The 24,116-nt window shown below is 56.4% G+C and carries 21 protein-coding genes; 13 read left to right on the top strand and 8 right to left on the bottom strand.

The window, feature by feature from the left end:
- Positions 1-11 precede the first annotated feature (11 nt).
- A complete protein-coding gene (locus BFV63_RS03980; protein WP_003856227.1) occupies positions 12-635 on the top strand; it encodes a TRIC cation channel family protein in 624 nt (207 codons plus the stop codon).
- Between the two features lie 58 nt (positions 636-693).
- On the opposite strand, the gene erpA is transcribed toward BFV63_RS03980, so the two are convergent.
- Both erpA and clcA read right to left on the bottom strand, forming a co-directional pair.
- Positions 694-1,038, bottom strand: coding sequence for an iron-sulfur cluster insertion protein ErpA (gene erpA, locus BFV63_RS03975; protein ID WP_003856230.1), 345 nt, complete (start codon positions 1,036-1,038; stop codon positions 694-696).
- An 85-nt stretch (positions 1,039-1,123) separates the two neighbouring features.
- Complete coding sequence (gene clcA, locus BFV63_RS03970) at positions 1,124-2,524, bottom strand: H(+)/Cl(-) exchange transporter ClcA (RefSeq protein WP_032608537.1); 1,401 nt, start codon at positions 2,522-2,524, stop codon at positions 1,124-1,126.
- Positions 2,525-2,701: 177 nt separating this feature from the next.
- Between clcA and hemL the strand changes: the two genes are divergently transcribed.
- The gene (gene hemL / locus BFV63_RS03965; RefSeq protein WP_003856235.1) at positions 2,702-3,982 is read left to right on the top strand and encodes a glutamate-1-semialdehyde 2,1-aminomutase; all 1,281 of its coding nucleotides are present in this window, start codon (positions 2,702-2,704) and stop codon (positions 3,980-3,982) included.
- 93 nt (positions 3,983-4,075) lie between these two features.
- Here the strand turns inward: hemL and fhuB are convergent, their stop codons facing one another.
- From fhuB to hrpB, 6 genes are all read right to left on the bottom strand, one after another.
- Complete coding sequence (fhuB, locus tag BFV63_RS03960) at positions 4,076-6,058, bottom strand: Fe(3+)-hydroxamate ABC transporter permease FhuB (protein ID WP_048241375.1); 1,983 nt, start codon at positions 6,056-6,058, stop codon at positions 4,076-4,078.
- Positions 6,055-6,945, bottom strand: coding sequence for a Fe(3+)-hydroxamate ABC transporter substrate-binding protein FhuD (gene fhuD / locus BFV63_RS03955; RefSeq protein ID WP_003856240.1), 891 nt, complete (start codon positions 6,943-6,945; stop codon positions 6,055-6,057). Before fhuD ends, fhuB begins: the two co-directional genes overlap by 4 nt.
- Positions 6,945-7,742 carry a Fe3+-hydroxamate ABC transporter ATP-binding protein FhuC gene (gene fhuC / locus BFV63_RS03950; protein WP_003856242.1) on the bottom strand — a complete coding sequence of 266 codons (798 nt, stop codon included), beginning with the start codon at positions 7,740-7,742 and terminating at the stop codon, positions 6,945-6,947. The genes fhuD and fhuC overlap by 1 nt, the downstream gene beginning before the upstream one ends.
- A 50-nt stretch (positions 7,743-7,792) precedes the next feature.
- Positions 7,793-10,003: a ferrichrome porin FhuA gene (gene fhuA / locus BFV63_RS03945; protein ID WP_023299357.1), complete on the bottom strand. Its 2,211-nt coding sequence runs from the start codon at positions 10,001-10,003 to the stop codon at positions 7,793-7,795.
- A gap of 237 nt (positions 10,004-10,240) precedes the next feature.
- On the bottom strand, positions 10,241-12,766 hold the full coding sequence (gene mrcB / locus BFV63_RS03940) for a bifunctional glycosyl transferase/transpeptidase (RefSeq protein WP_003856245.1): 2,526 nt from the start codon (positions 12,764-12,766) through the stop codon (positions 10,241-10,243).
- Positions 12,767-12,910: 144 nt separating this feature from the next.
- A complete protein-coding gene (gene hrpB, locus BFV63_RS03935; RefSeq protein ID WP_048241378.1) occupies positions 12,911-15,340 on the bottom strand; it encodes an ATP-dependent helicase HrpB in 2,430 nt (809 codons plus the stop codon).
- Between the two features lie 73 nt (positions 15,341-15,413).
- Here hrpB and thpR point away from each other — a divergent pair, with 73 nt between their 5' ends.
- The 11 genes from thpR (at position 15,414) to BFV63_RS03880 (ending at position 24,116) form a co-directional block, all read left to right on the top strand.
- Positions 15,414-15,968 carry an RNA 2',3'-cyclic phosphodiesterase gene (gene thpR / locus BFV63_RS03930; protein WP_048241380.1) on the top strand — a complete coding sequence of 185 codons (555 nt, stop codon included), beginning with the start codon at positions 15,414-15,416 and terminating at the stop codon, positions 15,966-15,968.
- The gene (gene sfsA / locus BFV63_RS03925) at positions 15,958-16,662 is read left to right on the top strand and encodes a DNA/RNA nuclease SfsA (protein ID WP_048241381.1); all 705 of its coding nucleotides are present in this window, start codon (positions 15,958-15,960) and stop codon (positions 16,660-16,662) included. The genes thpR and sfsA overlap by 11 nt, the downstream gene beginning before the upstream one ends.
- A gap of 176 nt (positions 16,663-16,838) precedes the next feature.
- Positions 16,839-17,294 (top strand): RNA polymerase-binding protein DksA, encoded by a 456-nt coding sequence (gene dksA, locus BFV63_RS03920; protein WP_001155232.1) that lies wholly within the window; start codon positions 16,839-16,841, stop codon positions 17,292-17,294.
- Positions 17,295-17,353: 59 nt separating this feature from the next.
- Positions 17,354-18,244, top strand: coding sequence for a tRNA glutamyl-Q(34) synthetase GluQRS (gene gluQRS, locus BFV63_RS03915; protein WP_048241384.1), 891 nt, complete (start codon positions 17,354-17,356; stop codon positions 18,242-18,244).
- Positions 18,245-18,286: 42 nt separating this feature from the next.
- Positions 18,287-19,684 carry a polynucleotide adenylyltransferase PcnB gene (gene pcnB, locus BFV63_RS03910; protein WP_071785222.1) on the top strand — a complete coding sequence of 466 codons (1,398 nt, stop codon included), beginning with the start codon at positions 18,287-18,289 and terminating at the stop codon, positions 19,682-19,684.
- Entirely contained in the window at positions 19,681-20,160 is a 480-nt protein-coding gene (folK, locus tag BFV63_RS03905; protein ID WP_023315424.1) for a 2-amino-4-hydroxy-6-hydroxymethyldihydropteridine diphosphokinase, read from the top strand. The genes pcnB and folK overlap by 4 nt, the downstream gene beginning before the upstream one ends.
- A gap of 123 nt (positions 20,161-20,283) precedes the next feature.
- Positions 20,284-21,075: a 3-methyl-2-oxobutanoate hydroxymethyltransferase gene (gene panB / locus BFV63_RS03900; RefSeq protein WP_003856280.1), complete on the top strand. Its 792-nt coding sequence runs from the start codon at positions 20,284-20,286 to the stop codon at positions 21,073-21,075.
- Positions 21,076-21,086: 11 nt separating this feature from the next.
- Positions 21,087-21,938 carry a pantoate--beta-alanine ligase gene (panC, locus tag BFV63_RS03895; protein ID WP_045350394.1) on the top strand — a complete coding sequence of 284 codons (852 nt, stop codon included), beginning with the start codon at positions 21,087-21,089 and terminating at the stop codon, positions 21,936-21,938.
- A gap of 31 nt (positions 21,939-21,969) precedes the next feature.
- On the top strand, positions 21,970-22,350 hold the full coding sequence (panD, locus tag BFV63_RS03890; protein ID WP_003856284.1) for an aspartate 1-decarboxylase: 381 nt from the start codon (positions 21,970-21,972) through the stop codon (positions 22,348-22,350).
- A 325-nt stretch (positions 22,351-22,675) separates the two neighbouring features.
- A complete protein-coding gene (locus BFV63_RS03885) occupies positions 22,676-23,287 on the top strand; it encodes a fimbrial protein (RefSeq protein WP_023324169.1) in 612 nt (203 codons plus the stop codon).
- Positions 23,288-23,372: 85 nt separating this feature from the next.
- The gene (locus tag BFV63_RS03880) at positions 23,373-24,116 is read left to right on the top strand and encodes a fimbrial chaperone (RefSeq protein ID WP_032608525.1); all 744 of its coding nucleotides are present in this window, start codon (positions 23,373-23,375) and stop codon (positions 24,114-24,116) included.

The raw sequence follows: 24,116 nt of genomic DNA, 5'->3' as shown, positions 1-24,116 counted from the left end.
AGGATTTAACGATGCTCGTGTATTGGCTGGATATTCTTGGCACAGCCGTTTTTGCTATCTCCGGCGTTTTGCTTGCCGGAAAACTACGCATGGATCCTTTTGGCGTACTGGTGCTCGGCGTCGTTACGGCGGTGGGAGGCGGAACGATCCGCGATATGGCGCTGGCAAATGGCCCGGTATTTTGGGTAAAAGATCCCACGGATCTGGTGGTGGCGATGGTCACCTGCCTGTTAACCATCGTGCTGGTTCGTCAGCCTCGCAGACTGCCAAAATGGATATTACCGGTGCTGGATGCCGTCGGTCTGGCGGTCTTTGTGGGAATAGGCGTGAACAAAGCCTTTATTGCCGGGACTGGCCCGCTGGTGGCGATCTGTATGGGCGTGTTAACCGGCGTGGGCGGAGGGATTATTCGCGACATACTGGCGCGAGAAGTCCCGATGATCCTGCGAACGGAAATCTACGCGACGGCCTGTATCATCGGGGGGATTGTTCACGCCACGGCGTATTACACTTTTGCTGTCCCGCTGGAAAACGCGGCGATGCTGGGGATGGTGGTAACGCTGGTGATCCGTTTAGCGGCGATACGCTGGCACCTGAAGCTGCCGACGTTTGCACTGGATGAAAATTCAAGATAGGTATCGTTTATAAGCCCGGTGGCGCTTCGCTTACCGGGCCTACAATTTGCATTCAGGTTTAAATACTGAATGAAGAACCACACCCGCAGGTGCTGGTCGCATTCGGGTTAGTCACCACAAAGCGCGAACCTTCCAGACCTTCAGTGTAGTCCACTGAACCGCCCACCAGATATTGCAGGCTCATCGGATCAACCACCAGCGCGACGCCCTGTTTCTCGATAGTCATATCACCATCGTTAACCTGGTCGTCAAAGGTAAAACCATACTGGAAGCCACTACAGCCGCCGCCGGTAATATAAACACGCAGTTTCAGATCCGGATTGTCCTCGTCGGCAATCAGGGTTTTCACTTTTTTCGCTGCTGCTTCGGTAAATTCCAGCGGCAACGCTACGTCATCACTCATCTTATGCTCCCATGAATACTGCGACTGCTATTGGGCAAAAATCACCCAATTCTTTTTGTCATTATCTAATACCCTGGTAATTCATTCAAGTATTCTGCTTCAGGGCCTGTTCAGCTTCCTGTTTCGCCAGGGTACGGGCAAGAATGGTGGAGTATAGCGGTTTTCCACCCAGGAATTGGGCTAATAGTGTCGCGCCGAGACAGGTAATGATCATTGGCAAAATGAGCTGGTAATTGTCGGTCATTTCCAGCACCAGTACGATCCCGGTAAGCGGCGCGCGCAGGGAGGCCGCCAGCAGCGCCCCCATTCCCGCCACCGCAAACGTCCCCGCGTCCAGATGATAGGCCGGGAAGCCAACCGCTGCCGCCATGCCAAACGCCGTGCCCAGCAGCGTTCCCAGCGCCAGCATCGGGGCAAATATGCCGCCCGGTGCGCCGGAGGAGAAGCACAGCACGGTCGTGATAACCCGCGAGATAAACATAAACAGCAGCAGCCCCACGCTGAAATTCCCCGCCGCGGCAATGGGAATCAGGCCGAAACCGCCGCCCGCCGCGTTCGGTTCGATGAAGCCGAGGATCCCGCACACGCCGCCAAGCAGGCCCCCCACCAGCACCCATTTCGTGGTATTTCCGCCATGGATGCGCTGAAACATATCCTGAGCCCGTAAAATCAGGGTGTTAAAAAGCGGGCCAACGACGCCAAAAATCATCCCAAGAACCAGATACAGCCACAAAGTATTGACCGGCGCATTGGTCAGCTTGCCAACTTCAATCACCGCCCCTTCGCCATTAAAGACGCGAAAGACAATGCTCGACATAATCACGCCGGTAAACACCGCTTTAATGGAGATCAGGTTGTAGCGGAACTGGGCGCGCATCTCTTCAATGATAAACAGGATACCCGCCAGCGGCGCGTTAAACGCCGCAGACAGCCCCGCCGCCGCCCCCGTCGCCAGCAACGTATGCCGTGCTTCGGCGCTGCGCATACGGAACAGATCGCCGACCATGCGCCCGACGTTACCGCCCAGCTGTACCGTTGGCCCTTCCCGACCGAGCACCATGCCCGCCCCGAGCGTTCCCATCCCGCCGATAAATTTCACAGGAAGTACCCGCCACCAGCGAACCGGGCGTAGCTCCTCCAGCGCCCCTTCAATTTCCGGGATCCCCGAGCCGCCCGCTTCGGGTGCGAATTTACGTACCAGGAAATAGCCCACCATGGCAAACAGGGCCGAAAGGCCAAAGGCCCACACCCAGACCAGCCATTCCCGATCCGCAAAGCTGGCGACGGTGCCTATGCGCCAGTTGAGCACCGCGTTGACGGCTTTTTCAAACGCGACGCCCACGAGACCGGCCAGCGTGCCCACAACGGCAGCTGCCAGCAGAATGGCCAACGGGGTTTTGTCACGGTTGAGCAGCCGCCGGATGCTGACCCGGCGCTTCGCGCGCGTAAACTGCTGTTGTTCAAAAGACGGAGTGTTCTCGTTCATTACCTGTTCTGTTTCGTCATACAAATGGCCGCAGGGATTTTACCAGAGACAGTCCCCTCGTCCCCTGAAAAATACTTAACAATTGTTAAGCCCTTTACGGGGCAAAAATTTTATAACCTCATCCGGATCACTTAGAATAGTCTCCTTAACTTATTTCTACGAACCAGGAACGACGCCATGAGCAAGTCTGAAAACCTCTACAGCGCAGCCCGCGAGCTTATCCCAGGCGGCGTAAACTCACCGGTGCGCGCCTTTACCGGCGTGGGTGGCACCCCGCTGTTTATCGAACGTGCGGATGGCGCATATCTGTATGATGTGGATGGTAAAGCCTATGTCGATTACGTCGGCTCCTGGGGCCCGATGGTACTGGGCCACAACCACCCGGCGATCCGCAACGCGGTGATTGAAGCCGCTCAGCGCGGCCTGAGCTTCGGTGCGCCAACCGAGATGGAAGTCAAAATGGCGGAGCTGGTCACCGAGCTGGTGCCGACAATGGACATGGTACGTATGGTGAACTCCGGTACGGAAGCGACCATGAGCGCCATCCGTCTGGCGCGCGGCTTTACCGGCCGTGACAAGATTATCAAGTTCGAAGGCTGTTACCATGGCCACGCCGACTGCCTGCTGGTAAAAGCCGGTTCCGGCGCGCTGACGCTCGGTCAGCCTAACTCTCCGGGCGTGCCGGCTGACTTCGCAAAACACACCCTCACCTGCACCTATAACGATCTGGACACCGTTCGCGCGGCGTTCGAGCAGTATCCGCAGGAGATCGCCTGCATTATCGTTGAGCCAGTTGCGGGCAACATGAACTGTATCCCACCGCAGCCGGATTTCCTGCCGGGCCTGCGCGCACTGTGCGATGAGTTCGGCGCGCTGCTGATCATCGACGAAGTGATGACCGGTTTCCGCGTCGCGCTGGCGGGAGCGCAGTCATACTACGGCGTAGAGCCGGATCTGACCTGCCTCGGCAAAATCATTGGCGGCGGCATGCCTGTCGGCGCGTTTGGCGGCCGTAAGGACGTAATGGACGCGCTGGCGCCAACCGGTCCGGTTTACCAGGCGGGTACGCTCTCCGGTAACCCGATTGCGATGGCGGCGGGCTTTGCCTGTCTGACCGAAGTGGCGCAGCCGGGCATCCACCAAACCCTGACGGACCGGACGACGCAGCTGGCAAACGGTCTGCTGGAAGCCGCAGAAGACGCGGGTATTCCGCTGGTGGTAAACCACGTCGGCGGGATGTTCGGGATTTTCTTCACCGAGGCGAAAACCGTGACCTGCTATCAGGACGTGGTGAAATGCGACGTGGAACGCTTCAAACGCTTCTTCCACCTGATGCTGGAAGAAGGCGTGTATCTGGCCCCGTCAGCGTTTGAAGCGGGCTTTATGTCCGTGGCACACAGCGAAGAAGATATCAATAACACCATCGACGCAGCGCGTAAGGTGTTTGCGAAGCTGTAAAATGTGCGGCTTGATGCCCTCACCCCAGCCCTCTCCTACAGGGAGAGGGAGCAAACGCTAAAACGGCAATCTAAGGATTGCCGTTTACTTTTATTACCGACTCTGCTTTCTCAACAGATATATAAAGTACGGCGCGCCGATAAAGGTCGACAGCAGGCCCGCCGGGATCTGATACGGGAACAGCACCATCCTTCCGCACCAGTCAGCAAAGACCAGGATCGCCCCGCCCGTCAGCGCAGAGATCACGATATGTGGCAAAGTCCTGCGGAAGCCCATCATACGGGCGATATGCGGCGCCATTAATCCGACAAAACTGAGCGGGCCAATGGTCATGGTGGCCGTCGCCGTCAGGCACGCGGCCAGCAGCAGCAGGGCGATACGCGTTGGCGTCAGCGCCAGCCCAACCGCGCGCGCGGTGTCCCCGCCCAGCGGCAGAATGGTCATCCAGCGGCGGCACAGCGGCACTATCGCCAGCAGCACGATCATTACAATCCCGGTATACACCACCTGACTGCCGGTGGCGTTGTATGTTGAACCGGAAATCCAGGTCAGGATCTGCGCCATGCGCGGATCGCCGCTCGCCTGCAACATCATCAGCAGCATAGTAAATGCGGTGCTGAGCGCCATCCCGGCCAGCAGCATGCGGTGAGGCGAGAAACCGCCGCGCCCGGAGGCGATCAGGATAATCATCAGCGTCGCCGCCGCACCGATACTCCCGGCAGGCATCAGCCAGCCGAAGGCATTCCCCGGCACGAGAAACAGCATCAACACCACGCCAAACGCGGCGCCGGAACTGATGCCCAGGACTTCCGGGCTTGCCATCGGGTTACCGGTCAGACGCTGGATAATACAGCCCGCCACCGCCAGCATGACGCCCGCAATCAGCGCGGAGAAGATCCGCGGCCAGCGCCACTGCATGAGTTCATGCAGCAAATCCCCCGTCGCCCAATGCCAGCCCGTGGCGTCGCGTCCCAGCGAGAGTGCGGCAAACGAGGCGATAACCAGCACTGCCAGCCCGGCAAGGCTGAACCACACCACCGACTGACGCTCAGCATGTACTTTATCGCCGGCATCCATTGCCGGGGCGCTAATGCTGCGCAGGCGCGGCAAGAGCCACAGCAGCAGCGGCGCGCCGATCAGGGCCGTCACCGAGCCCGTGGAAACTTCCATCCAGACGCGCGCCAGCCAGAGAATGAGCTGATCGGAAAGCCAGAGGATCAGCGCACCAATCAGCGGCGCCAGCATCAGGCGCGCCAGCAGACGGCGTGCGCCGAGCATTTTTGCCAGCAGCGGCGCAAACAGGCCGATAAAGCCGATGATGCCGACGGCGTTAACCAGTAACGCGCTGAGCACAATCGCCAGGGTCAGGGCCGCCAGACGCGCCAGCGACAGCGCCAGCCCGAGATTGCGCGCCACGCCGTCGTCCAGGCCCATCAGCGTGAGCGGACGCAGCAGCAGCAGTGTCAGCACCACGCCGCCAAACAGCTGCGGCCACAGGCGCTGAACGATACTCCAGTCGGTCTGGGTGAGCGTGCCGGTACTCCACATAAACATGCTTTGTAACTGGTCGTGGTGAAACAGCACCAGCAGCTGGTTGATCGCCCCACAGTAGAGGCTGACGACCAGCCCCGCGAGGATCAGCGTGACCGGCGAGAGACGTTTTCCCCAGGCCACGCCAAAGACCAGCGCACCGACCACGCATGCGCCTGCCAGCGCGGCAAACTGCGAGGTTAACGCTCCCGGCAGGGTCCAGAGAGTGGTGATGGTGATCCCCAACTGAGCCCCCGTCGCCACGCCCAGCGTGGTGGGCTCCGCCAGCGGGTTACGTAGCACCTGCTGAAACAGTACGCCCACCAGTCCCAGTCCCGCCCCGACCAGCAGGGAGATAGCCAGACGCGGCAGCAGGCTGTAGTGGAACAGCATTTGCTGAATATTATCGATATCCGGTGCGGCAAACGCGGCTGCCCACTGATCGCGCGGCAACGCCGTTGTCAGGTTAAAGCCGGTTAACGCCAGGGCAGCCAGAAAAATGATTGCTAACAGTAACATCGGGAAACGGGCCATACGCGTGCTCATGCCTTGCCTCCCAGTGCATTGTCCAGCACGCGGGCAAAATGCATGGCCGACAGCGTCGCGCCGTAGAACCATACCGCTGGCGCGCGCAGGAAGCGCTGCTCGCGGACGAACGGCATTGCCTGCCAGAGCGGGGTCGCCATCAGGGTTTGCATCTCGCGCTCATTGCCGTGGTCAAAGCACAGCACGTCCACATCACGAAACGCCGCCAGACGGTCAATCCCCACGGCGGTACTGCCCCAGAACGTCATCTCGCCTTCCCAGGCATTGCGAATGCCAAAGCTGTCGAGCACTTCCTGGAACAGACAGTTATTTCCAAAGACCAGCATATGGCGGGCATCCAGCAGGGTCACCATCAGCAAAGGCCGATCGCCACGGTGGGCAAAGCGCGGCTTAAGGGAATCAATCAGCGCATCAAATTCATCGAGGTGTTTTTTCGCCTGAGCCTCACGGTTGAGGAACTGCGCCATCTCGTGGATGGAATTTTTTGCCATGGTCAGCGGCTTTTTACCGTCGCTAAAGGAAAAGCCCCGTCCGGGCGCAATCTTCGCCATGGTCTCTTCCGACGGACCATACCCCGCAGACCAGAATAAATAAGACGGTTTCATCTGGGTGAGAAGCTCAAGGTTCGGCTCCGTACGCAGACCGATGTCGATGACGGAGTCCGGCAGTTTTGGCTCATTCACCCACAGGGTGTAGTTGGGAATATCGGCCACACCGTAAGGCGTCACGCCCAGCGCCATCATCAGTTCAACGGGCAACCACTCCAGCGCCACGATGCGGTGCGGATCGATAGCGGCAGCGCGGGCCGGGCCCATCTTTAACAGCAGCGGTGAGAGCGCCATGGCCGTCAGCAGGCGACGGCGGCTAATGAAAGTTGAATCCAGCATCAGTAGACAAAGCTCACGGGTGCAGCCCCGGCCGGGTGAGGCAGGATGCCCATAGGAATACCGTAGATATGTTCCAGCGTTTCGCTACGCATCAGTTCGGCAGGCGTACCCTGAGCGATCATTTCACCGCCGCGCAGCGCTACCAGATAGTCGCAATAGCGTGCCGCCATGTTGATATCATGCAGAACGGCAATCACCGTCAGGCCACGCTGCTGACTTAAGCGATGCACCAGCGCCAGGACGTCAACCTGATGAGCAATATCCAGCGCCGACGTGGGTTCGTCGAGCAGCAGGCAGCGGCTGTCCTGCGCCACCAGCATTGCGATCCATGCGCGCTGACGCTCGCCACCGGACAGGCTATCCACCAGACGGTGCGCCAGCGGTTTTAATCCCACCAGCGCGATCGCCTCTTCCACTTTCTCTCTGTCAGCAACGCCAAAACGCCCGAGCGCACCGTGCCACGGATAACGTCCAATCGCCACCAGCTCGCGCACCGTCATCCCCTCCGCCTGCGGCAACTGCTGCGGCAGATAGGCCACCTTGCGGGCAAAGGCCTTACTGCTCCAGCTCGCCAGCGGCTGGTCATCCAGCAAAATGTCGCCCTCGGACGGTGGCTGATGACGGCCCAGCATCTTCAGCAGCGTCGATTTACCGGAACCATTGTGCCCGATTAAACCGGTCACTTTACCTGCGGGAAACGTCAAAGAGAGCGGATGCAGCAAGGTGCGCCCGGGTACGCGAAAGGAGAGATTATTGAGCGTGAAGGTGGAGTCGGATTGCGTTTTGTTATCCTGCATGTCAGCCAACTTAAATAAAAAGGGCACGGCGAACCGTGCCCATAAAGAGGTTAGAAGCGGAAGGTCGCCGTGGCAACAACCTGGCGTCCTGCTCCCCAGTAGCATGCATACTCGCTGTAGCAGCTGGAGACGTATTCACGGTCAAAGATGTTGTTCACGTTGACGCCGACGGAAGAGCCCGGCAGACCGAAGCGCGCCAGATCGTATTTCACGGTCGCATCCGCCAGGGCATAACCCGCGACGTTAAAGGACTCATAGGCTTTAGGCGACGCTGAGGAGTAGTACGTCACCGTGTTACCGATGTAACGCGCGCCTGCACCGACGGTCAGGCCACTCAGCGCCGTCTCGTGGAAGGTGTAATCCGCCCAGAGGGATGCCATGTTGCGCGGTACTTCTGCCGGACGACGACCTTCATACCAGGTATCGTGGGTGTATTCCGCATCGGTGTAGCTGTAGGCCGCCGTCACGTTCACGTTAGCCGACACCGCCGCTTTCGCTTCCAGCTCAAAGCCACGGGAGCGAATTTCACCGCCCTGCACGCTAAAGCCGCTGGTCGGGTTCGCCGGATCGGCGGTCAGGTTATTGTTCTTGGTCAGCTGGTATACCGCTGCCGTCACCACAACAGGCAGATCTTTTGGAACATACTTCACGCCCGCTTCATATTGCTTGCCGCGTGCCGGATCGAACGGTTTACCACCCTGAGTAGTGCCAGAGAGCGGTTCGAAAGATTCACTGTAGCTGAAGTATGGTGTAATCCCGTTGTCGAACAGGTAGTTAATCCCCCCGCGCCAGGTAAATGCCTGATCGTTAATTTCCGCGGTGGTTCCGTTATTACGGTTAAAGGCAGACGTTTTCGCAAAGTCATAGCGGCCACCCAGGGTGAGTACCCACTTATCCCATTCCGCCTGATCCTGCGCATAGAGCCCGGTCTGCTCCTGGCGATTGAGCATGGCATACGGGAAGTTCACATTAACGTTCGCATTGCCGTGCTGCGGATTGTTCATGCTGATCGGATCGGCGGTACCGTAGTCAGCATCAATGTCATTGCGCATACGAAGGTAATCCACACCCGTCAGCAGGGTATGGTCAACGGCGCCGGTCGCGAATTTCGACTGGAGCTGTGTATCAACCGTGAACGAGTTGAGGTCTTCATCTGAGCGCACGTACGCGCGGCTGATCTGGGCCGGGGCGATATAGCCGTTACCGTAAACTGAACGGTAAAGCGTGTTGATTTTGGTATAACGCAGGTTCTGACGCACGGTGAAGGTGTCGTTGAATTCATGCGCGAAGCTGTAACCCACCATTTTCTGACGACGGGAGATCTTATTGTCTTCATCGCCTTCGTTGAAGTCGGTCGGCAGTTTGTGCGCTTTTCCGTTAGCATCATAGTAAGGCACAACGGTACCTTCACGCGGCAGCCAGCCGTAGTAACCCGCATCCGGATCGCTCTGGAAGTTGCTCAGGAAAGTGAAATCGGTTTTATCATCAGGACGCCAGCTGAAAGACGGCGCAATCGCGTAACGAGTAGACTTCACCATTTCCTGCTGCGCATTTTCACTGCGCCCCAGACCGGTCAGACGGTAGGACCACACGCCGTCATCGTCAATCGCGTCGCTGAAATCAAACCCGGTCTGCCAGAGGTTATCCGTCCCCATTTTGAACTGAATTTCTTTCAACGGTTCCGTAGTTGGACGCTTGCTGACCATACTCACTACGCCGCCAGGATGGCTTTTGCCATACAGTACAGACGTCGGGCCACGCAGCAGCTCTACGCGCTCAAGGAAGTACGGGTCCATGGACGCTTCAGAGTAGTTGTCTCCCTGCAACTTCATACCATCCAGATACTGGTTGGTATTCACGGTGCTGGAGGTCGTGAAACCACGAATCGAAACCACATCGTAAGTTGTTGATGCGCCGCGCGTTGCGAAAACGCTTGGGGTATAGGCCAGCGCCTGTTTAACCGTTCCCGGCTGTTTCATGTCCATCTCTTCACGTGTAACCACGGAAATAGACTGCGGGGTTTTCTCGATCGGTGTATCGGTTTTCGTCGCCGTTGCAGTGCGCTTTGCTGCAATCGTCGGTGCAGGACCCCAGGCACTTTCCTGTGCAGCCGGTGCGGCAGTCACGGTGATGGTTTCTTCTTTCTTGGGGGTTTCAGCGGCCTGTGCGTAAGCAGACATGCCGGCAACCGCTGTGGCTACGACGGCTGCGATTTTACGCAGCGACGTGTTAATTGGCTGAGCAGTATTGGAAAGCGCCATGATGGATCTCTGATGGAAAAGGTGAATGATAACGTAAACGAGAATTATTATTATGACCGCAGAATAATATGCGAAACGCTGACGGCATAGCAAGCGATATGCGGCCCTACAAGAATTGAGGGTTTAAGAAATAATCAACGGAAAATGGGTCGTTAATAAGGATTGTAAACAGGGTTAAGGAAATGAGTTACTGAGGTGAAAAAATACCCCCTTCCTGAGAAGGGGGTATCAGTAGGGTTAGTTCCCGCCGAACATATCCTTGATCCAGCCGGCGACGCCGTCGCTGTCTTTCTTCTCTTCCTGCTGCTGCGGCTGTTGCTGCTGCGGCTGCTGAGGTTGAGAAGACTGATCGAACGGGTTACCTGTCGGTTCTTCTGGCTGGCTTTGCTGGCACAGCGCATCCGGGTTGGTCGTCCAGACCGGCAGCGTACGCACGCCACCGCCGCAAATGAAGTTACCCGAGCTGTCCACGCCCATATCGACGATATCTTCCGGAGCAACGAGGTTCAGCGGCACCGGAGACTGATTCGCGAGGTAGCGCTGGTAAATCGACATAGCACCGCTCGCGCCATACAGTTTGGTCGGCTGGTTGTTATCGCGCCCCACCCAGGTGATGACCACTTCACGACCATCAATACCGGCGAACCAGGTATCGACATTGTTGTTGGTGGTCCCGGTTTTACCCGCCAGATGCAGACCAGGATACTTCGCCCCCAGCTGACGACCGGTACCGCGCTGAACCACCTGCTGCATGGTCCACAGCGTCATATAGGCCGCCTGCGCCGGAACAGCGCGCTCCGCCTGCGGGAAGCTCTGATACAGCACGGAGCCATCTTCGGCAATCACCGAACGCAGAGCGGAGAGCGGCGCTCGGTTACCGCCGCTGGCGATGGTCTGGAACGCCTGCGCCACTTCGATTGGCGTCAGGTTAAGCGCCCCCAGGATCATCGCTGGCACAGGGTGCAGCTGATCTTTCGGTACGCCCAGCTTCTGCCAGGTGTCGGTGATGGCTGGCAGGCCCAGCGCCATCCCGAGGTTAACCGTTGGCACGTTCATCGAGCGGGTTAACGCATCCACCAGCATCACCTGACCGCTGAACTGTCTGTCATCGTTCTGCGGTGACCATACCTGGCCGTTAGGCTGGCGCAGGGAGATTGGCGCATCGGCAATCCAGGTGTTCAGTCGATAGAGGTTCGGCTGGCTCAGCGCGGTCAGGTAGGTTGCCGGTTTTGCCAGAGAACCAATCGAACGACGCGCCTGCATTGCGCGGTTATAGCCCGCATACTGCGGCTCAGCACCGCCCACCATGGCACGAACTTCGCCGGTGTTACGGTCAACCACTACCATCGCGGTTTCCAGATCGCTCAGCTTACGCTGCTTTTTCAGCGCCGGAATACCTTCTACCGCCGCTTTTTCTGCCGCATCCTGCGCCACGGAATCAAAGGTGGTAAAGATCTTCACGCCTGAGAGATCTTTCACTTTATCTCCGAGCTTCGACTGCAACTCCTGACGCACCATCTGCATAAAGGCAGGCTGCGGAGAGATCACCCCACCGCGCGGCTGAACGCCCAGCGGACGTGCGCTCAGCATGTCGTACAGCTCCTGGTCAATCACCTGCTGTTGTTGCAGCAGACGCAGCACCAGGTTACGACGCTCCAGCGCCAGTTTCGGGTTACGCCACGGGTTGTAGATCGACGCGCCTTTCACCATGCCCACCAGCAGCGCCTGCTGGTCAAGGCTCAGCTCTTCTACCGGACGGCCAAAGTAGTACAGGCTCGCCAGCGGGAAGCCGCGGATCTCGTTATCGCCGCTCTGACCGAGGTACACCTCGTTCATGTACAGCTCAAGAATACGATCCTTGCTGTAGCGGGCATCCATCAGCACGGCCATGTACGCTTCGTTGGCTTTACGCCAGTAAGAGCGCTCGCTGGAGAGGAACAGGTTTTTCACCAGCTGCTGGGTCAGGGTACTCGCCCCCTGCACCGTACGCCCGGCGGTCAGGTTCGCCAGTACCGCACGACCAATGGAGTAAAGGCTAATACCGTCGTGCTCGTAGAAGTGGCGATCTTCGGTTGCCAGCAGGGTATCCACCAGCAAATCCGGGAAGCCGTTACGCGCCACGAACAGCCGCTGTTCGCCGTTTGCGGACGACAGCATGGTGATGAGACGCGGATCGAGACGGAAGAAACCGAACTGGCGATCGTTATCCATGTTCTCAATGGTTTCAAGACGATCGCCGTCAAAGGTCAGACGCGCGCGAACCTGCCCTTCTTTACTGTCCGGGAAGTCGAACGGACGGCGGATCATCTCAATACTTTTCGCCTGGACGGTAAATTCGCCTGGACGGGTCATTTTCGTGACCTGACGATACTGCGTGGCTTGCAGCAGCTTCACCATCTCGTTCTTGCTGATGGACATGTCCGGCTCAAGGTTCACCATGCGGCCGTACACTGCCGCAGGCAATTGCCAGACTTTCCCGTCAATACGGCTGCGGATCTTCTGATCCAGATAAACGCCGTAAATCGCGATCAGGACAACAAAAACAATGAACAGCTTCAGCAGCAGCCAGAACCAGCCGCGCTTACCACGAGGCTTACGCCCTTTGCCTTTCCCTTTACGCGGCATCGGTTCTTCATCCTCATAATCGTCTTCATAGTCATCGTCATACTCCTCATCTCTGAGGCGACGACGGCTTACCTTTTCTTTCGCCGGACGCGTCGGCTTTCCCTTACGTCCTATTGGCTCGCGGTCATTCCCCGCCATGCTTTTTCTCCGCAACATTCAGGCGCAAAGGCCAGATTTTCTTATCTTGCACAGGTCAGTGAAAGAAGAAATCTCTCAAAGTTTGTTTCTCCCTCTCCCTGTGGGAGAGGGCCGGGGTGAGGGCATCAGCCCGCACTTTCCCCATTACGAATATTTTTTCGTGCGCCGTGTCGGCGCGGTATTCGCCGGATCGTCCGGCCAGACGTGTTTGGGATATCGCCCTTTCATCTCTTTCTGCACTTCACGATAGCTCCCCGCCCAAAACGCCCCCAAGTCGCGGGTGATCTGCAAGGGACGATGCGCAGGCGAAAGCAGCTCAAGCACTAACGGCACACGGCCTTCAGCAATGGACGGCGTGGTGGCCTCACCAAACATCTCCTGCATCCGAACCGCCAGCGCCGGCGGATTATCCTCATGATAACGAATGGCAATCCGGCTCCCGGTTGGCACAGTGTAATGCCCAGGCAGTTCACTATCCAGACGTTGACGTAACGACCAGTCCAGTAAATTCTGTAACGCAGCCTTAACATCAAGCGCCTTCAGGGCGCGCAGCGAGTGTACGCCGCTCATCTGCGGCAACAGCCACTGTTCAAGCGTCGCGAGCAGCGTCTCATCATCCACCGCTGGCCACCCCTGTTCCGGCAGCCACTTCGCGGCGCAGTGCAGACGTATACGATATTGTTCAGCCTCCGGCGTCCAGTTCAGTACGCTCAGCCCTTTTTCCCGAATGCCATTCAGCATCGCCTGGTGTAACTCTTCCTCCGACGGCTTCGCCAGCGGTTTCGTCCCGAGCGTCAGTTTGCCAATCTGGCTACGACGGAACGCCTTCAGCGTGCCCTGGGTATCATCCCATTCCACGATGTCAGATTGCTGAAGCAGCTGCGGGCAGGCACGCGTCAGGAGGTCAATATCCACGGCAACCGCCTGTAAAATACGCGCGTCCGGGGAGTGGCTGCCCTGGAGTAAGAGCGGCGCGATCAGCCATTCATGACGCGTCTGGGCGTCATCGCTGTCCAGCATCGCGCCCATCCCATTTGCCAGCTGATAGCGACCATCCAGCCCGCGACGGCGCGCGATTCTGTCCGGGAAGGCCTGGGCCAGCAGAGGGATAACTTTATCGCTGTCAGGCGAACCGCCCCGGCAATTCAGGCGTTTACACAGCTGCTGCGCCCGCTCTTGCCAGTTTCCCTGATGGCGTGAAAAGGCCTGTCCCAGATCGCTGCCGCCACCGCGCGGCGGCTCCTCAAGAATAGCCGCCAGTTTTGCCGCCGTGGCAATTTCATCGTCGCCCTGTGCTGCTACCAGCATTGCCGCCAGACGTGGATCGTTGCCCAGCGCCGCCATTTTCTGGCCGCGCGCCGTCAGTCGCTCGCCTTCCAGCGCGCCAAGCTGGGTCAGCAGACTGCGCGCGGCGGAAAGGTTGACGACAGGCGGAGGATTAAGCCAGGTGAGCTGGTCAGGGTCCGGGCAACCCCACTGCATCAGATCCATCACCAGTCCGGAGAGATCGCTTTGTAAAATCTCAGGCGTGCTCTGGAATGCCGCACGCTCCGCCTGCTCGGCGCTGGTTAAATGCAGGCAAATACCCGGCTCAAGACGCCCTGCTCGCCCTGCGCGCTGCACCATTGAGGCCTGGCTGATGCGCTGCGTCAGCAGCCTGGTCAGCCCGGTACGCGGATCAAAACTGGCCACCCTCTCCAGCGTACTGTCCACCACCAGGCGAATGCCTTCGATGGTCAAACTGGTTTCCGCGATATTCGTTGCCAGCACCACTTTGCGCTGCCCCGCCGGTGCGGGAAGGATCGCCTTGCGCTGGTCAGCCAACGGCAGCGCGCCGTAGAGCGGGCACAGCATAACGTCACTGTTCACCCGGGATGCCAGCTGCTCCTGTACGCGCTGGATTTCGCCTACGCCGGGTAAAAACAGCAGCAGCGAGCCGGGCTCCTGGCGGAGCAATTCGGCGGTGGCGATGGCAACCGCTTCGTCAAAACGCTGATGGGCAGGCAGCGGCTGATAGCGGCGCTCGACCGGGAACGCACGCCCTTCAGAGGAGATCATCGGCGCGTCAGGGAGCGTCTGCCGGAGCCGCTCGTTATCCAGCGTCGCCGACATAATCAGCAGCCGAAGGTCGTCGCGCAGCCCCTGCTGAACGTCGAGCAGCAGCGCAAGGGCCAGATCGGCCTGGAGGCTGCGCTCGTGAAATTCATCAAGGATCACCAGCCCGACGCCGGTCAGCTCCGGATCGTTTTGCAACATACGGGTAAGAATACCTTCGGTGACCACTTCCAGCCGCGTGGATGGTCCAACGCAGGTTTCGGCGCGCATCCGGTACCCTACCGTCTCACCCGGTTTTTCATTCAGCAGTTCCGCCAGGCGCTGCGCCACATTGCGCGCCGCCAGCCTGCGCGGCTCCAGCAGGATAATTTTCCCGCTGATGTTCCCATCGCGCAGAATTTGCAGGGGCAGCCAGGTGGATTTACCCGCTCCGGTGGGCGCGCTGAGCAAAACCTGTGGCGCATGTTCTAAGGCTGCGAGTAGCTCAGGAAGGACGACGGCGACGGGCAAAGAGGACACTTACGGCTCCAGAGGGTTAACATTAATCGGCGTACATTGTAGCATCGGCGCATATCATTACCGAGTCTTGCGCATGTCTGAGTCTAAACGGCTATTCTTCGCCATTGAATTACCCACCACGCTTCAACGGCAGATTGTTCGCTGGCGCGCCAGCCACTTCCCCGCGGAAGCGGGCCGCCCCGTCGTCGCCGCCAATATGCACCTGACGTTAGCCTTTCTTGGTGAAGTAAGCGCTGAAAAGCAGCGCGCGTTAAGCGCAATGGGCGGACGCATTTCGCAGCCGGGGTTTACGCTGCATCTTGACGATGCCGGGCAATGGCTGCGCTCTCGGGTGGTCTGGCTGGGGACGCGGCAGCCCCCTCGCGGACTGCTACAGCTCGCCAACATGCTGCGGGCGCAGGCCGCGCGCAGCGGCTGTTATCAGAGCCCGCAGCCGTTTCATCCCCACATTACCCTGCTGCGCGATGCGGGTCAGGCCGTTGCCATCCCGCCACCGGGCTTTCACTGGTCCTTTCAGGTGAATGAATTTGCGCTGTACGAATCTGCCTTTGTACAAGGACGCACCCGCTATACTCCGCTCCAGCGCTGGACGCTGGGCGACACGTTAAGGAATCCTGATGAAGTTTAGTCCTGCACTCCAGCCCGCCACGCTGATCCAGCGTTACAAACGCTTTCTCGCTGATGTGATCACCCCTGTGGGCGAAACGCTCACGCTGCACTGCCCTAACACCGGCGCCATGACCGGTTGCGCCACGCCGGGTGACACGGTCTGGTATTCCACATCAGAAAATACTAAACGCAAATATCCCCATACCTGGGAAATGACCGAGACGCAAAGCGGGGCATTTATTTGCGTTAATACCCTGCGCGCAAATCAGCTGGTTAAGGAAGCTCTGACAAATGGAATGCTTCCTGAACTGATAGGTTACGGCACGCAAAAAAGCGAAGTGAAATATGGCGATGAAGGCAGCAGAATTGATTTTATGTTACAGGCGGAAGACCGCCCTGAGTGCTATATTGAAGTGAAATCAGTGACGTTAGCGGAACAGGAAAACGGCTTCTTTCCGGATGCGGTAACGCTACGTGGCCAGAAGCATCTGCGAGAGCTAATGAGTGTAGCGGCGGCGGGCAAGCGCGCCGTGTTGCTGTTTGCGGTTCTGCATTCAGCCATTGAACGGTTTTCCCCGGCCCGTCATATTGATCCTAAATACGCGCAATTGTTGAATGAGGCACAAAAGCAGGGGGTAGAGATTTTCGCTTATAAAGCGGAACTTTCTGCCGATAATATGACTCTGAGATCCTCTCTTCCCATTGTCTTATAAGGGATTAGACGATTGACTAATAAGTGTTCTGGCCGCGTGCGCAAATACGCTTTTCCTCACAGGGTTGTCAAGTGTTACGTTTAGATAATTGCCATACGGAAAAGCATCTGCTATTTATAGCGACCTGATTTTTCCCCCAACACGGGGATCGATAGTGCGTGTTAAGGAGAAGCAACATGCAAGAAGGGCAAAACCGTAAAACATCGTCCCTGAGTATTCTCGCCATCGCTGGGGTGGAGCCGTATCAAGAGAAGCCGGGCGAAGAGTATATGAACGAAGCCCAGCTGTCGCACTTCAAGCGTATTCTTGAAGCATGGCGTAATCAACTCAGGGATGAAGTCGATCGCACCGTTACACATATGCAGGACGAAGCTGCTAACTTCCCGGACCCGGTCGACCGTGCCGCTCAGGAAGAAGAGTTCAGCCTCGAACTGCGTAACCGTGACCGCGAGCGCAAACTGATCAAAAAGATCGAAAAAACGCTGAAGAAGGTCGAGGACGAAGATTTTGGCTACTGCGAATCCTGCGGTGTTGAAATCGGTATTCGTCGCCTGGAAGCGCGTCCAACAGCCGATCTGTGCATCGACTGTAAAACGCTGGCAGAAATCCGCGAAAAACAGATGGCTGGCTAACGCCTGCCCTCTCACTACTCTGCTAAGGCGGGAGTCTCTCCCGCCTTGTTACCGTAGATATGTCTGAATCTCACTATATCGGGCGCTTTGCGCCATCTCCCTCCGGTGAATTACACTTCGGCTCATTAATTGCCGCGCTTGGCAGCTACCTACAGGCTCGCGCCCGTCAGGGTCAATGGCTGGTCCGCATTGAAGATATCGATCCTCCGCGTGAAGTTCCCGGTGCAGCAGAAACTATTCTGCGTCAGCTGGAACATTACGGTCTTCACTGGGACGGCGACGTACTCTGGCAGTCTCAACGCCATGATGCCTACCGTGAACGTCTGGCGTGGCTTGCTGAACAGGGCCTTTCCTATAACTGCACCTGCACGCGGGCGCGAATTCAAAGCGTGGGTGGCGTTTACGACGGCCACTGTCGTACGCGGCACAACGGTCCTGAGAATGCTGCCGTACGGCTGATACAGCGTTCTCCGGTGACGCAGTTTACCGACGTTCTCTCAGGAACCATTCAGGCGGATGAACGCCTGGCGCGTGAAGATTTTATTATTCACCGTCGTGATGGTTTGTTTGCCTATAACCTGGCGGTGGTTGTCGATGACCATTTCCAGGGCGTTACGGAAATCGTGCGCGGGGCGGATCTGGTTGAGCCTACCGTGCGGCAAATATCGCTTTACCAGCAGTTTGGCTGGACGGTGCCGGATTACATCCATCTGCCGCTGGCGGTCAATGAACAGGGAAATAAGCTGTCGAAACAGAATCATGCCCCGGCGCTGCCTGACGGCGATCCGCGCCCGGTTTTGATCGACGCGCTGCGATTTCTCAACCAGAATGTAACGCAGGAATGGCAGGATCTGAGTCTGGATGAATTGCTGAAAACGGCCATAGCTGACTGGGCGCTTATGGCCGTGCCAAAAATCCAGCATTCTCAAATGCGTTGCGCTGAGCTATGATTAGCCGCTTTTTTGATAACAAAACACACTACGAGGTGTACTATTTTTACCCGAGTCGCTAATTTTTGCCGTAAAGTGCTGAGCCGCGAAGAGAGCATGGCGAACGACGCTATTGCACAGCCACACATGTCGGTCATTCCGCGTGAGCAGCACAATATTTCCCGCAAAGATATCAGTGAAAATGCCCTCAAGGTGCTCTATCGTCTGAATAAAGCAGGCTACGAGGCCTATCTCGTCGGCGGCGGGGTGCGCGATTTACTGCTGGGCAAAAAACCAAAAGATTTCGACGTGACGACCAGCGCCACGCCTGAGCAGGTGCGTAAATTATTCCGCAACTGCCGTCTGGTTGGCCGCCGTTTCCGTCTGGCGCACGTGATGTTTGGACCAGAAATCATTGAAGTGGCGACCTTCCGCGGTCACCACGAAGCGGGCGTCAACGATCGCACGACTTCCCAGCGCGGCCAAAATGGCATGCTGCTGCGCGACAACATCTTCGGCTCTATTGAAGAAGATGCTCAGCGTCGCGATTTCACCATCAACAGCCTTTACTACAGCGTGGCGGATTTTACCGTGCGCGATTACGTCGGCGGTATGCAGGATCTGAAAGACGGCCTGATTCGCCTGATCGGTACGCCGGAAACGCGCTATCGCGAAGATCCGGTCCGAATGCTGCGCGCCGTGCGTTTCGCCGCCAAGCTGAACATGCGTATCAGTCCGGAAACCGCAGAGCCGATCCCGCGCCTGGCGACGCTGATTAACGACGTCCCCCCTGCCCGTCTGTTTGAGGAGTCGTTAAAGCTGCTCCAGGCAGGCTACGGGTTTGAAACCTACAATTTGCTGCGTGAATACAACCTGTTCCAGCCGCTGTTCCCGACCATTACCCGCTACTTCACCGAAAACGGTGACAGCGCAATGGAGCGGATGATTGCACAGGTGCTGAAGAACACAGATACCCGTATTCATAACGATATGCGCGTGAATCCGGCGTTCCTGTTCGCGGCCATGTTCTGGTATCCGCTGCTGGAAACGGCGCAGCGCATCACTCAGGAGAGTGGTCTCGCCTATTATGATGCGTTCGCGCTGGCGGCAAACGACGTGCTGGACGAAGGCTGTCGCACACTGGCGATCCCGAAACGTATTACCACGCTGGTGCGTGATATCTGGCAGCTTCAGCTGCGTATGTCCCGCCGTCAGGGTAAACGCGCCTGGAAGCTGATGGAGCATCCTAAGTTCCGCGCCGCGTTCGATTTGCTCTCTCTGCGTGCTGAAGTCGAAAGAAACCAGGAGCTACAGCGCCTGGCGCAGTGGTGGGGAGAATTTCAGGTCTCTGCACCACCAGAGCAGAAAGATATGCTTACGGATCTCGATGATGAGCCGGCACCGCGCCGTCGTCACCGTCGCCCGCGCAAACGCGCACCGCGTCGTGAAGGCACGGCATGACCCTTGCGTATATCGCCATCGGCAGCAATCTGGCCTCTCCGCTGGAGCAGGTTAACGCTGCCGTGCAGGCGCTGGGGGAGATCCCGCAAAGCCGCATCGTCGCGCTGTCCTCATTTTACCGTACGCCGCCGCTCGGCCCGCAGGATCAGCCTGATTATCTGAACGCCGCCGTGGTGCTGGAAACTACCCTTGACGCAGAAACGCTGCTGGATAATACCCAGCGTATTGAGCTACAGCAGGGTCGCGTCCGCAAAGCCGAACGCTGGGGACCGCGCACCCTCGATCTCGATATTATGCTTTTCGGCCACGAGGTGATTAACACCGAACGCCTCACCGTTCCGCATTACGACATGAAAAACCGCGGGTTTATGCTCTGGCCGCTGTTTGAAGTCGCGCCCGATCTCACCTTCCCTGACGGCGCCTCGCTGCAAGCCGTTCTGCAAAATCTCAACGCGGATAAACCGGCCCGCTGGTAATCCCGCCTCCGCATCGATTAACCATTCCTTATTTGCGGTTAATCGATTGCCTAAAATCATTGTTCCCTCAAATGTTACTGTTAGAATGCGCAAAGATTCGCTTTTGGGCCATCAGGAAACACTATGAAACCAACCACCATCTCCTTATTGCAGAAATGCAAACAGGAAAAAAAACGCTTCGCCACTATCACCGCGTATGACTACAGCTTCGCAAAACTGTTTGCCGAAGAAGGGATCAACGTCATGCTGGTCGGGGACTCGTTAGGGATGACGGTACAAGGACATGATTCCACTCTGCCGGTCACGGTCGAGGATATTGCTTACCATACCCGCGCCGTGCGCCGGGGTGCGCCCGCCTGCCTGCTGCTTTCCGATCTGCCGTTTATGGCGTATGCCACCCCGGAACAGGCCTTTGAAAATGCGGCGACAGTGATGCGTGCTGGCGCCAATATGGTCAAAATCGAAGGCGGCGCCTGGCTGGTCGATACGGTAAAAATGCTTACCGAACGCGCCGTGCCGGTTTGTGGTCATTTGGGGCTGACGCCGCAGTCTGTCAACATCTTTGGCGGATATAAGGTGCAGGGCCGAGGCGATGCGGCGCAGACGCTGTTTGATGATGCCGTGGCGCTGGAAGCCGCGGGCGCACAGCTGCTGGTGCTGGAGTGTGTGCCGGTTGAGCTGGCTAAGCGTATCACTGAGGCGCTGTCGATTCCGGTGATCGGCATCGGCGCGGGCAACGTCACCGATGGCCAGATTCTGGTCATGCACGACGCCTTCGGGATCACCGGCGGCCACATTCCAAAATTTGCTAAAAATTTCCTGACAGAAGCAGGCGACATGCGTGCTGCTGTGCGGCAGTATATTGCCGAGGTTGAGTCCGGCGTTTATCCGGGCGAAGAACACAGTTTCCATTAAGGAGTCCAGGTGTGCTAATCATAGAAACTCTGCCGCTGCTGCGCCAGCATATCCGCCGTGCACGTCAGGAAGGTAAACGTATCGCCCTTGTTCCAACCATGGGCAACCTGCACGACGGCCATATGAAGCTGGTCGATGAAGCGAGAGCCCGTGCAGATATTGTGGTAGTCAGTATCTTCGTTAACCCGATGCAGTTCGATCGCGAAGACGATCTGGCGCGTTACCCACGTACCTTGCAGGAAGATTGCGAGAAGCTCAAAAAACGTCATGCGGATATCGTCTTCGCTCCGGCCCCCGCAGATGTATATCCCCAGGGCACCACTGAATCGACCTACGTCGATGTGCCGGGTATTTCGACCATGCTGGAGGGCGCCAGCCGCCCGGGCCATTTCCGTGGCGTTTCTACCATCGTCAGCAAGCTGTTTAACCTGGTGCAGCCGGACATCGCCTGTTTTGGCGAGAAAGATTTCCAGCAGCTGGCGCTGATCCGCAAAATGGTTGCCGATATGGGCTACGACATTGAGATAATCGGCGTACCGATTGTGCGTGCGAAAGATGGCCTGGCGCTCAGCTCCCGTAACGGCTATCTGACCGCCGAACAGCGTAAAATTGCGCCGGGTTTAAGCAAAGTCATGAATACCATGGCAGAGCAACTGCTGGCAAAAGAGTTAACCGCAGAAGAAATTATCGCTCTGGCTGAACAGGCGCTGAACGAGAAAGGTCTTCGTGCTGACGACGTTCAAATTCGGGATGCCGATACGCTTCTGGCGCTTACAGAGACCAGCAAACGTGCGGTAATTCTGGTGGCGGCATGGCTCGGCCAGGCCCGCCTTATCGATAACAAAGTGGTTGAACTGGCGTAGTTTTACTACCCGGAAGTGAAAGGTAAACGTAATGATTCGCAAAATGCTACAAGGTAAGCTTCACCGTGTGAAAGTCACCCAGGCCGACCTGCACTATGAAGGCTCCTGCGCGATCGACCAGGATTTTCTCGACGCGGCGGGTATTCTCGAAAACGAAGCTATTGATATCTGGAACGTTAATAACGGCAAACGCTTTTCAACGTACGCGATTGCCGCTGAACGCGGATCTAAAATCATCTCCGTTAATGGGGCAGCAGCGCACTGCGCGGACGTAGGCGATATCGTCATTATTGCCAGCTTTGTGATGATGTCTGACGAAGAAGCACGTCGCTGGCAGCCTAAAGTGGCCTACTTTGAAGGCGATAATGAGATGAAACGTACCGCGAAGGCGATTCCGGTGCAGGTTGCCTAAGCCAATAGTACTGTTATAAATTACCCGGCAAAATAGGTTGGGTAATTTATACATAATTAAAATGAATAGCGTTCTTTTTATATATTTTTATTAATATATTAAAGTCACCCCGCCGAACACCTGATCATCAAAATGATGAACAATTATTATCACTCACTATTAAATAATCACATTGGCTTAAAGATCGTTTAAGTATTTCTAACATCTTACGGCTTCTCACAACCATTACTCATCACTTAGAATCCTTTTCCCGAAGCATCTGTTCGGAACGAACATAAGCCTTGCTTATGTGCACTTTTCTAGCATTTAAATATGGATATAAAAAATGTCTTTTAATAAATTAGGTCTGGCAACTGTAGTAGCAATGGTTCTGAGTGCGGGTTCTGCAATGGCAGCTGATATTCCTTCAGATACAGGCACTATTACTTTCCACGGTATGGTTTCTAATAACACCTGTAAAGTATCCCTGGATCAGAAGATTGACCAGGATGGTAATGATTTTGACGTTAACCTGGATACCGTGTTTGTAAAAGACTTCGCTAATGCGCTGGGTACCACCAGCACCCTGGGAGAAAAGAAATTCTCCCTCACCCTGACAGGTTGTGATTCTGCTACCGTCAAACAGGCATCCGCTCAGTTTGATTCCTGGGCGGGTTCTTCTTCAACTTCCGGCGGTCTGCTGGTTCCACCATCAAACACTCAAGGCGCCGCTAAAAACGTCAATCTGGTACTGTCAAACGATGGCAACTCCGCTACCGATCAGATCAAACTGGATCAGACCAACAATACCCAGAAAGCAACGATTGATACCACAGGCGCAGGCGCACTTTACTACCGTGTAGCGTATACCCAAGGTCAGAACTGGGATGCGGCCAACAACCCAGTGTCAGCTGGTGTGGTTCAGGCACAAGCTGCATTCACCATGATCTACGAGTAATTTTAAAAGCATAGATAAAATGCTCATATTATCCCCTGACGTACGTCAGGGGACTATTGATATCATTCCAACAGGAAGTGGAAAAATGTTAAGCACATCATTTTATAAAGGATTTAAAGCTGCCTGCTTTACAGTTGCTGCTGTCGCGTCATTCCAGGCAAGCGCAGATATCGTTATTTCGGGAACACGTATTGTTTATCAGCAGTCGCAAAAAGATGTCATCGTTTCTTTAGACAACCGTGGCAAAAAGCCACTATTAGTTCAATCATGGATCGATGACGGTCGCGATGACACCAATCCACAGGAATTAAAACTTCCTTTTATTATTACTCCACCAGTATCCCGAATTGATCCCCAAAAAGGTCAATCCGTTCGGATCTCGTACCTGGGTGGTTCATTGCCGCAAGATCGCGAATCCCTATTCTGGTTCAATGTGCTCGAGATTCCACCGAAGTCAAAAGTGAAAGACGGTGAAAATCCTAACCAGCTCCAGCTGGCATTCCGCACACGTATTAAACTCTTTTTCCGACCTGACGGCCTGAAAGGTACGCCAGGAAATGCAGCAGCCAGGGTAACGTGGTCGCAACAAAAACAAGGTAATACGCTAAACCTGATTGCACACAATGATTCCCCTTACAACGTTTCTATTTCAAATGTAAAGCTGAAATCAGCAAATAAAGAGTACCAGGTTGAGCATAAATCTATTTTACCGTTTAGTACTCAAATAATGCAGGTAAAAGGTTTAGGTAGTACTGCCACCGGCACTGTTGCTTACGAAACCATTAATGACAATGGCGGCTCTGATACTTTTGAAAGCAAAGTAAACTAA

This window comes from Enterobacter hormaechei subsp. xiangfangensis, from assembly GCF_001729785.1.
GTDB lineage: Bacteria > Pseudomonadota > Gammaproteobacteria > Enterobacterales > Enterobacteriaceae > Enterobacter > Enterobacter hormaechei_C.
The sequence above is the reverse complement of the archived record's forward strand: the minus strand, read 5'-3'. Positions and strand labels throughout refer to the sequence as shown.

What these genes read in the sequence shown, in the direction of transcription:
- BFV63_RS03880 (WP_032608525.1), top strand. Translation starts at nt 23,373, where the DNA reads ATGTTAAGCACATCATTTTATAAAGGATTTAAAGCTGCCTGCTTTACA.
- hemL (WP_003856235.1), top strand. Translation starts at nt 2,702, where the DNA reads ATGAGCAAGTCTGAAAACCTCTACAGCGCAGCCCGCGAGCTTATCCCA.
- fhuC (WP_003856242.1), bottom strand. Translation starts at nt 7,742, where the DNA reads ATGCAGGATAACAAAACGCAATCCGACTCCACCTTCACGCTCAATAAT.
- thpR (WP_048241380.1), top strand. Translation starts at nt 15,414, where the DNA reads ATGTCTGAGTCTAAACGGCTATTCTTCGCCATTGAATTACCCACCACG.
- panB (WP_003856280.1), top strand. Translation starts at nt 20,284, where the DNA reads ATGAAACCAACCACCATCTCCTTATTGCAGAAATGCAAACAGGAAAAA.
- fhuD (WP_003856240.1), bottom strand. Translation starts at nt 6,945, where the DNA reads ATGCTGGATTCAACTTTCATTAGCCGCCGTCGCCTGCTGACGGCCATG.
- erpA (WP_003856230.1), bottom strand. Translation starts at nt 1,038, where the DNA reads ATGAGTGATGACGTAGCGTTGCCGCTGGAATTTACCGAAGCAGCAGCG.
- sfsA (WP_048241381.1), top strand. Translation starts at nt 15,958, where the DNA reads ATGAAGTTTAGTCCTGCACTCCAGCCCGCCACGCTGATCCAGCGTTAC.
- BFV63_RS03885 (WP_023324169.1), top strand. Translation starts at nt 22,676, where the DNA reads ATGTCTTTTAATAAATTAGGTCTGGCAACTGTAGTAGCAATGGTTCTG.
- dksA (WP_001155232.1), top strand. Translation starts at nt 16,839, where the DNA reads ATGCAAGAAGGGCAAAACCGTAAAACATCGTCCCTGAGTATTCTCGCC.
- gluQRS (WP_048241384.1), top strand. Translation starts at nt 17,354, where the DNA reads ATGTCTGAATCTCACTATATCGGGCGCTTTGCGCCATCTCCCTCCGGT.
- fhuA (WP_023299357.1), bottom strand. Translation starts at nt 10,003, where the DNA reads ATGGCGCTTTCCAATACTGCTCAGCCAATTAACACGTCGCTGCGTAAA.
- mrcB (WP_003856245.1), bottom strand. Translation starts at nt 12,766, where the DNA reads ATGGCGGGGAATGACCGCGAGCCAATAGGACGTAAGGGAAAGCCGACG.
- BFV63_RS03980 (WP_003856227.1), top strand. Translation starts at nt 12, where the DNA reads ATGCTCGTGTATTGGCTGGATATTCTTGGCACAGCCGTTTTTGCTATC.
- folK (WP_023315424.1), top strand. Translation starts at nt 19,681, where the DNA reads ATGACCCTTGCGTATATCGCCATCGGCAGCAATCTGGCCTCTCCGCTG.
- fhuB (WP_048241375.1), bottom strand. Translation starts at nt 6,058, where the DNA reads ATGAGCACGCGTATGGCCCGTTTCCCGATGTTACTGTTAGCAATCATT.
- clcA (WP_032608537.1), bottom strand. Translation starts at nt 2,524, where the DNA reads ATGAACGAGAACACTCCGTCTTTTGAACAACAGCAGTTTACGCGCGCG.
- panD (WP_003856284.1), top strand. Translation starts at nt 21,970, where the DNA reads ATGATTCGCAAAATGCTACAAGGTAAGCTTCACCGTGTGAAAGTCACC.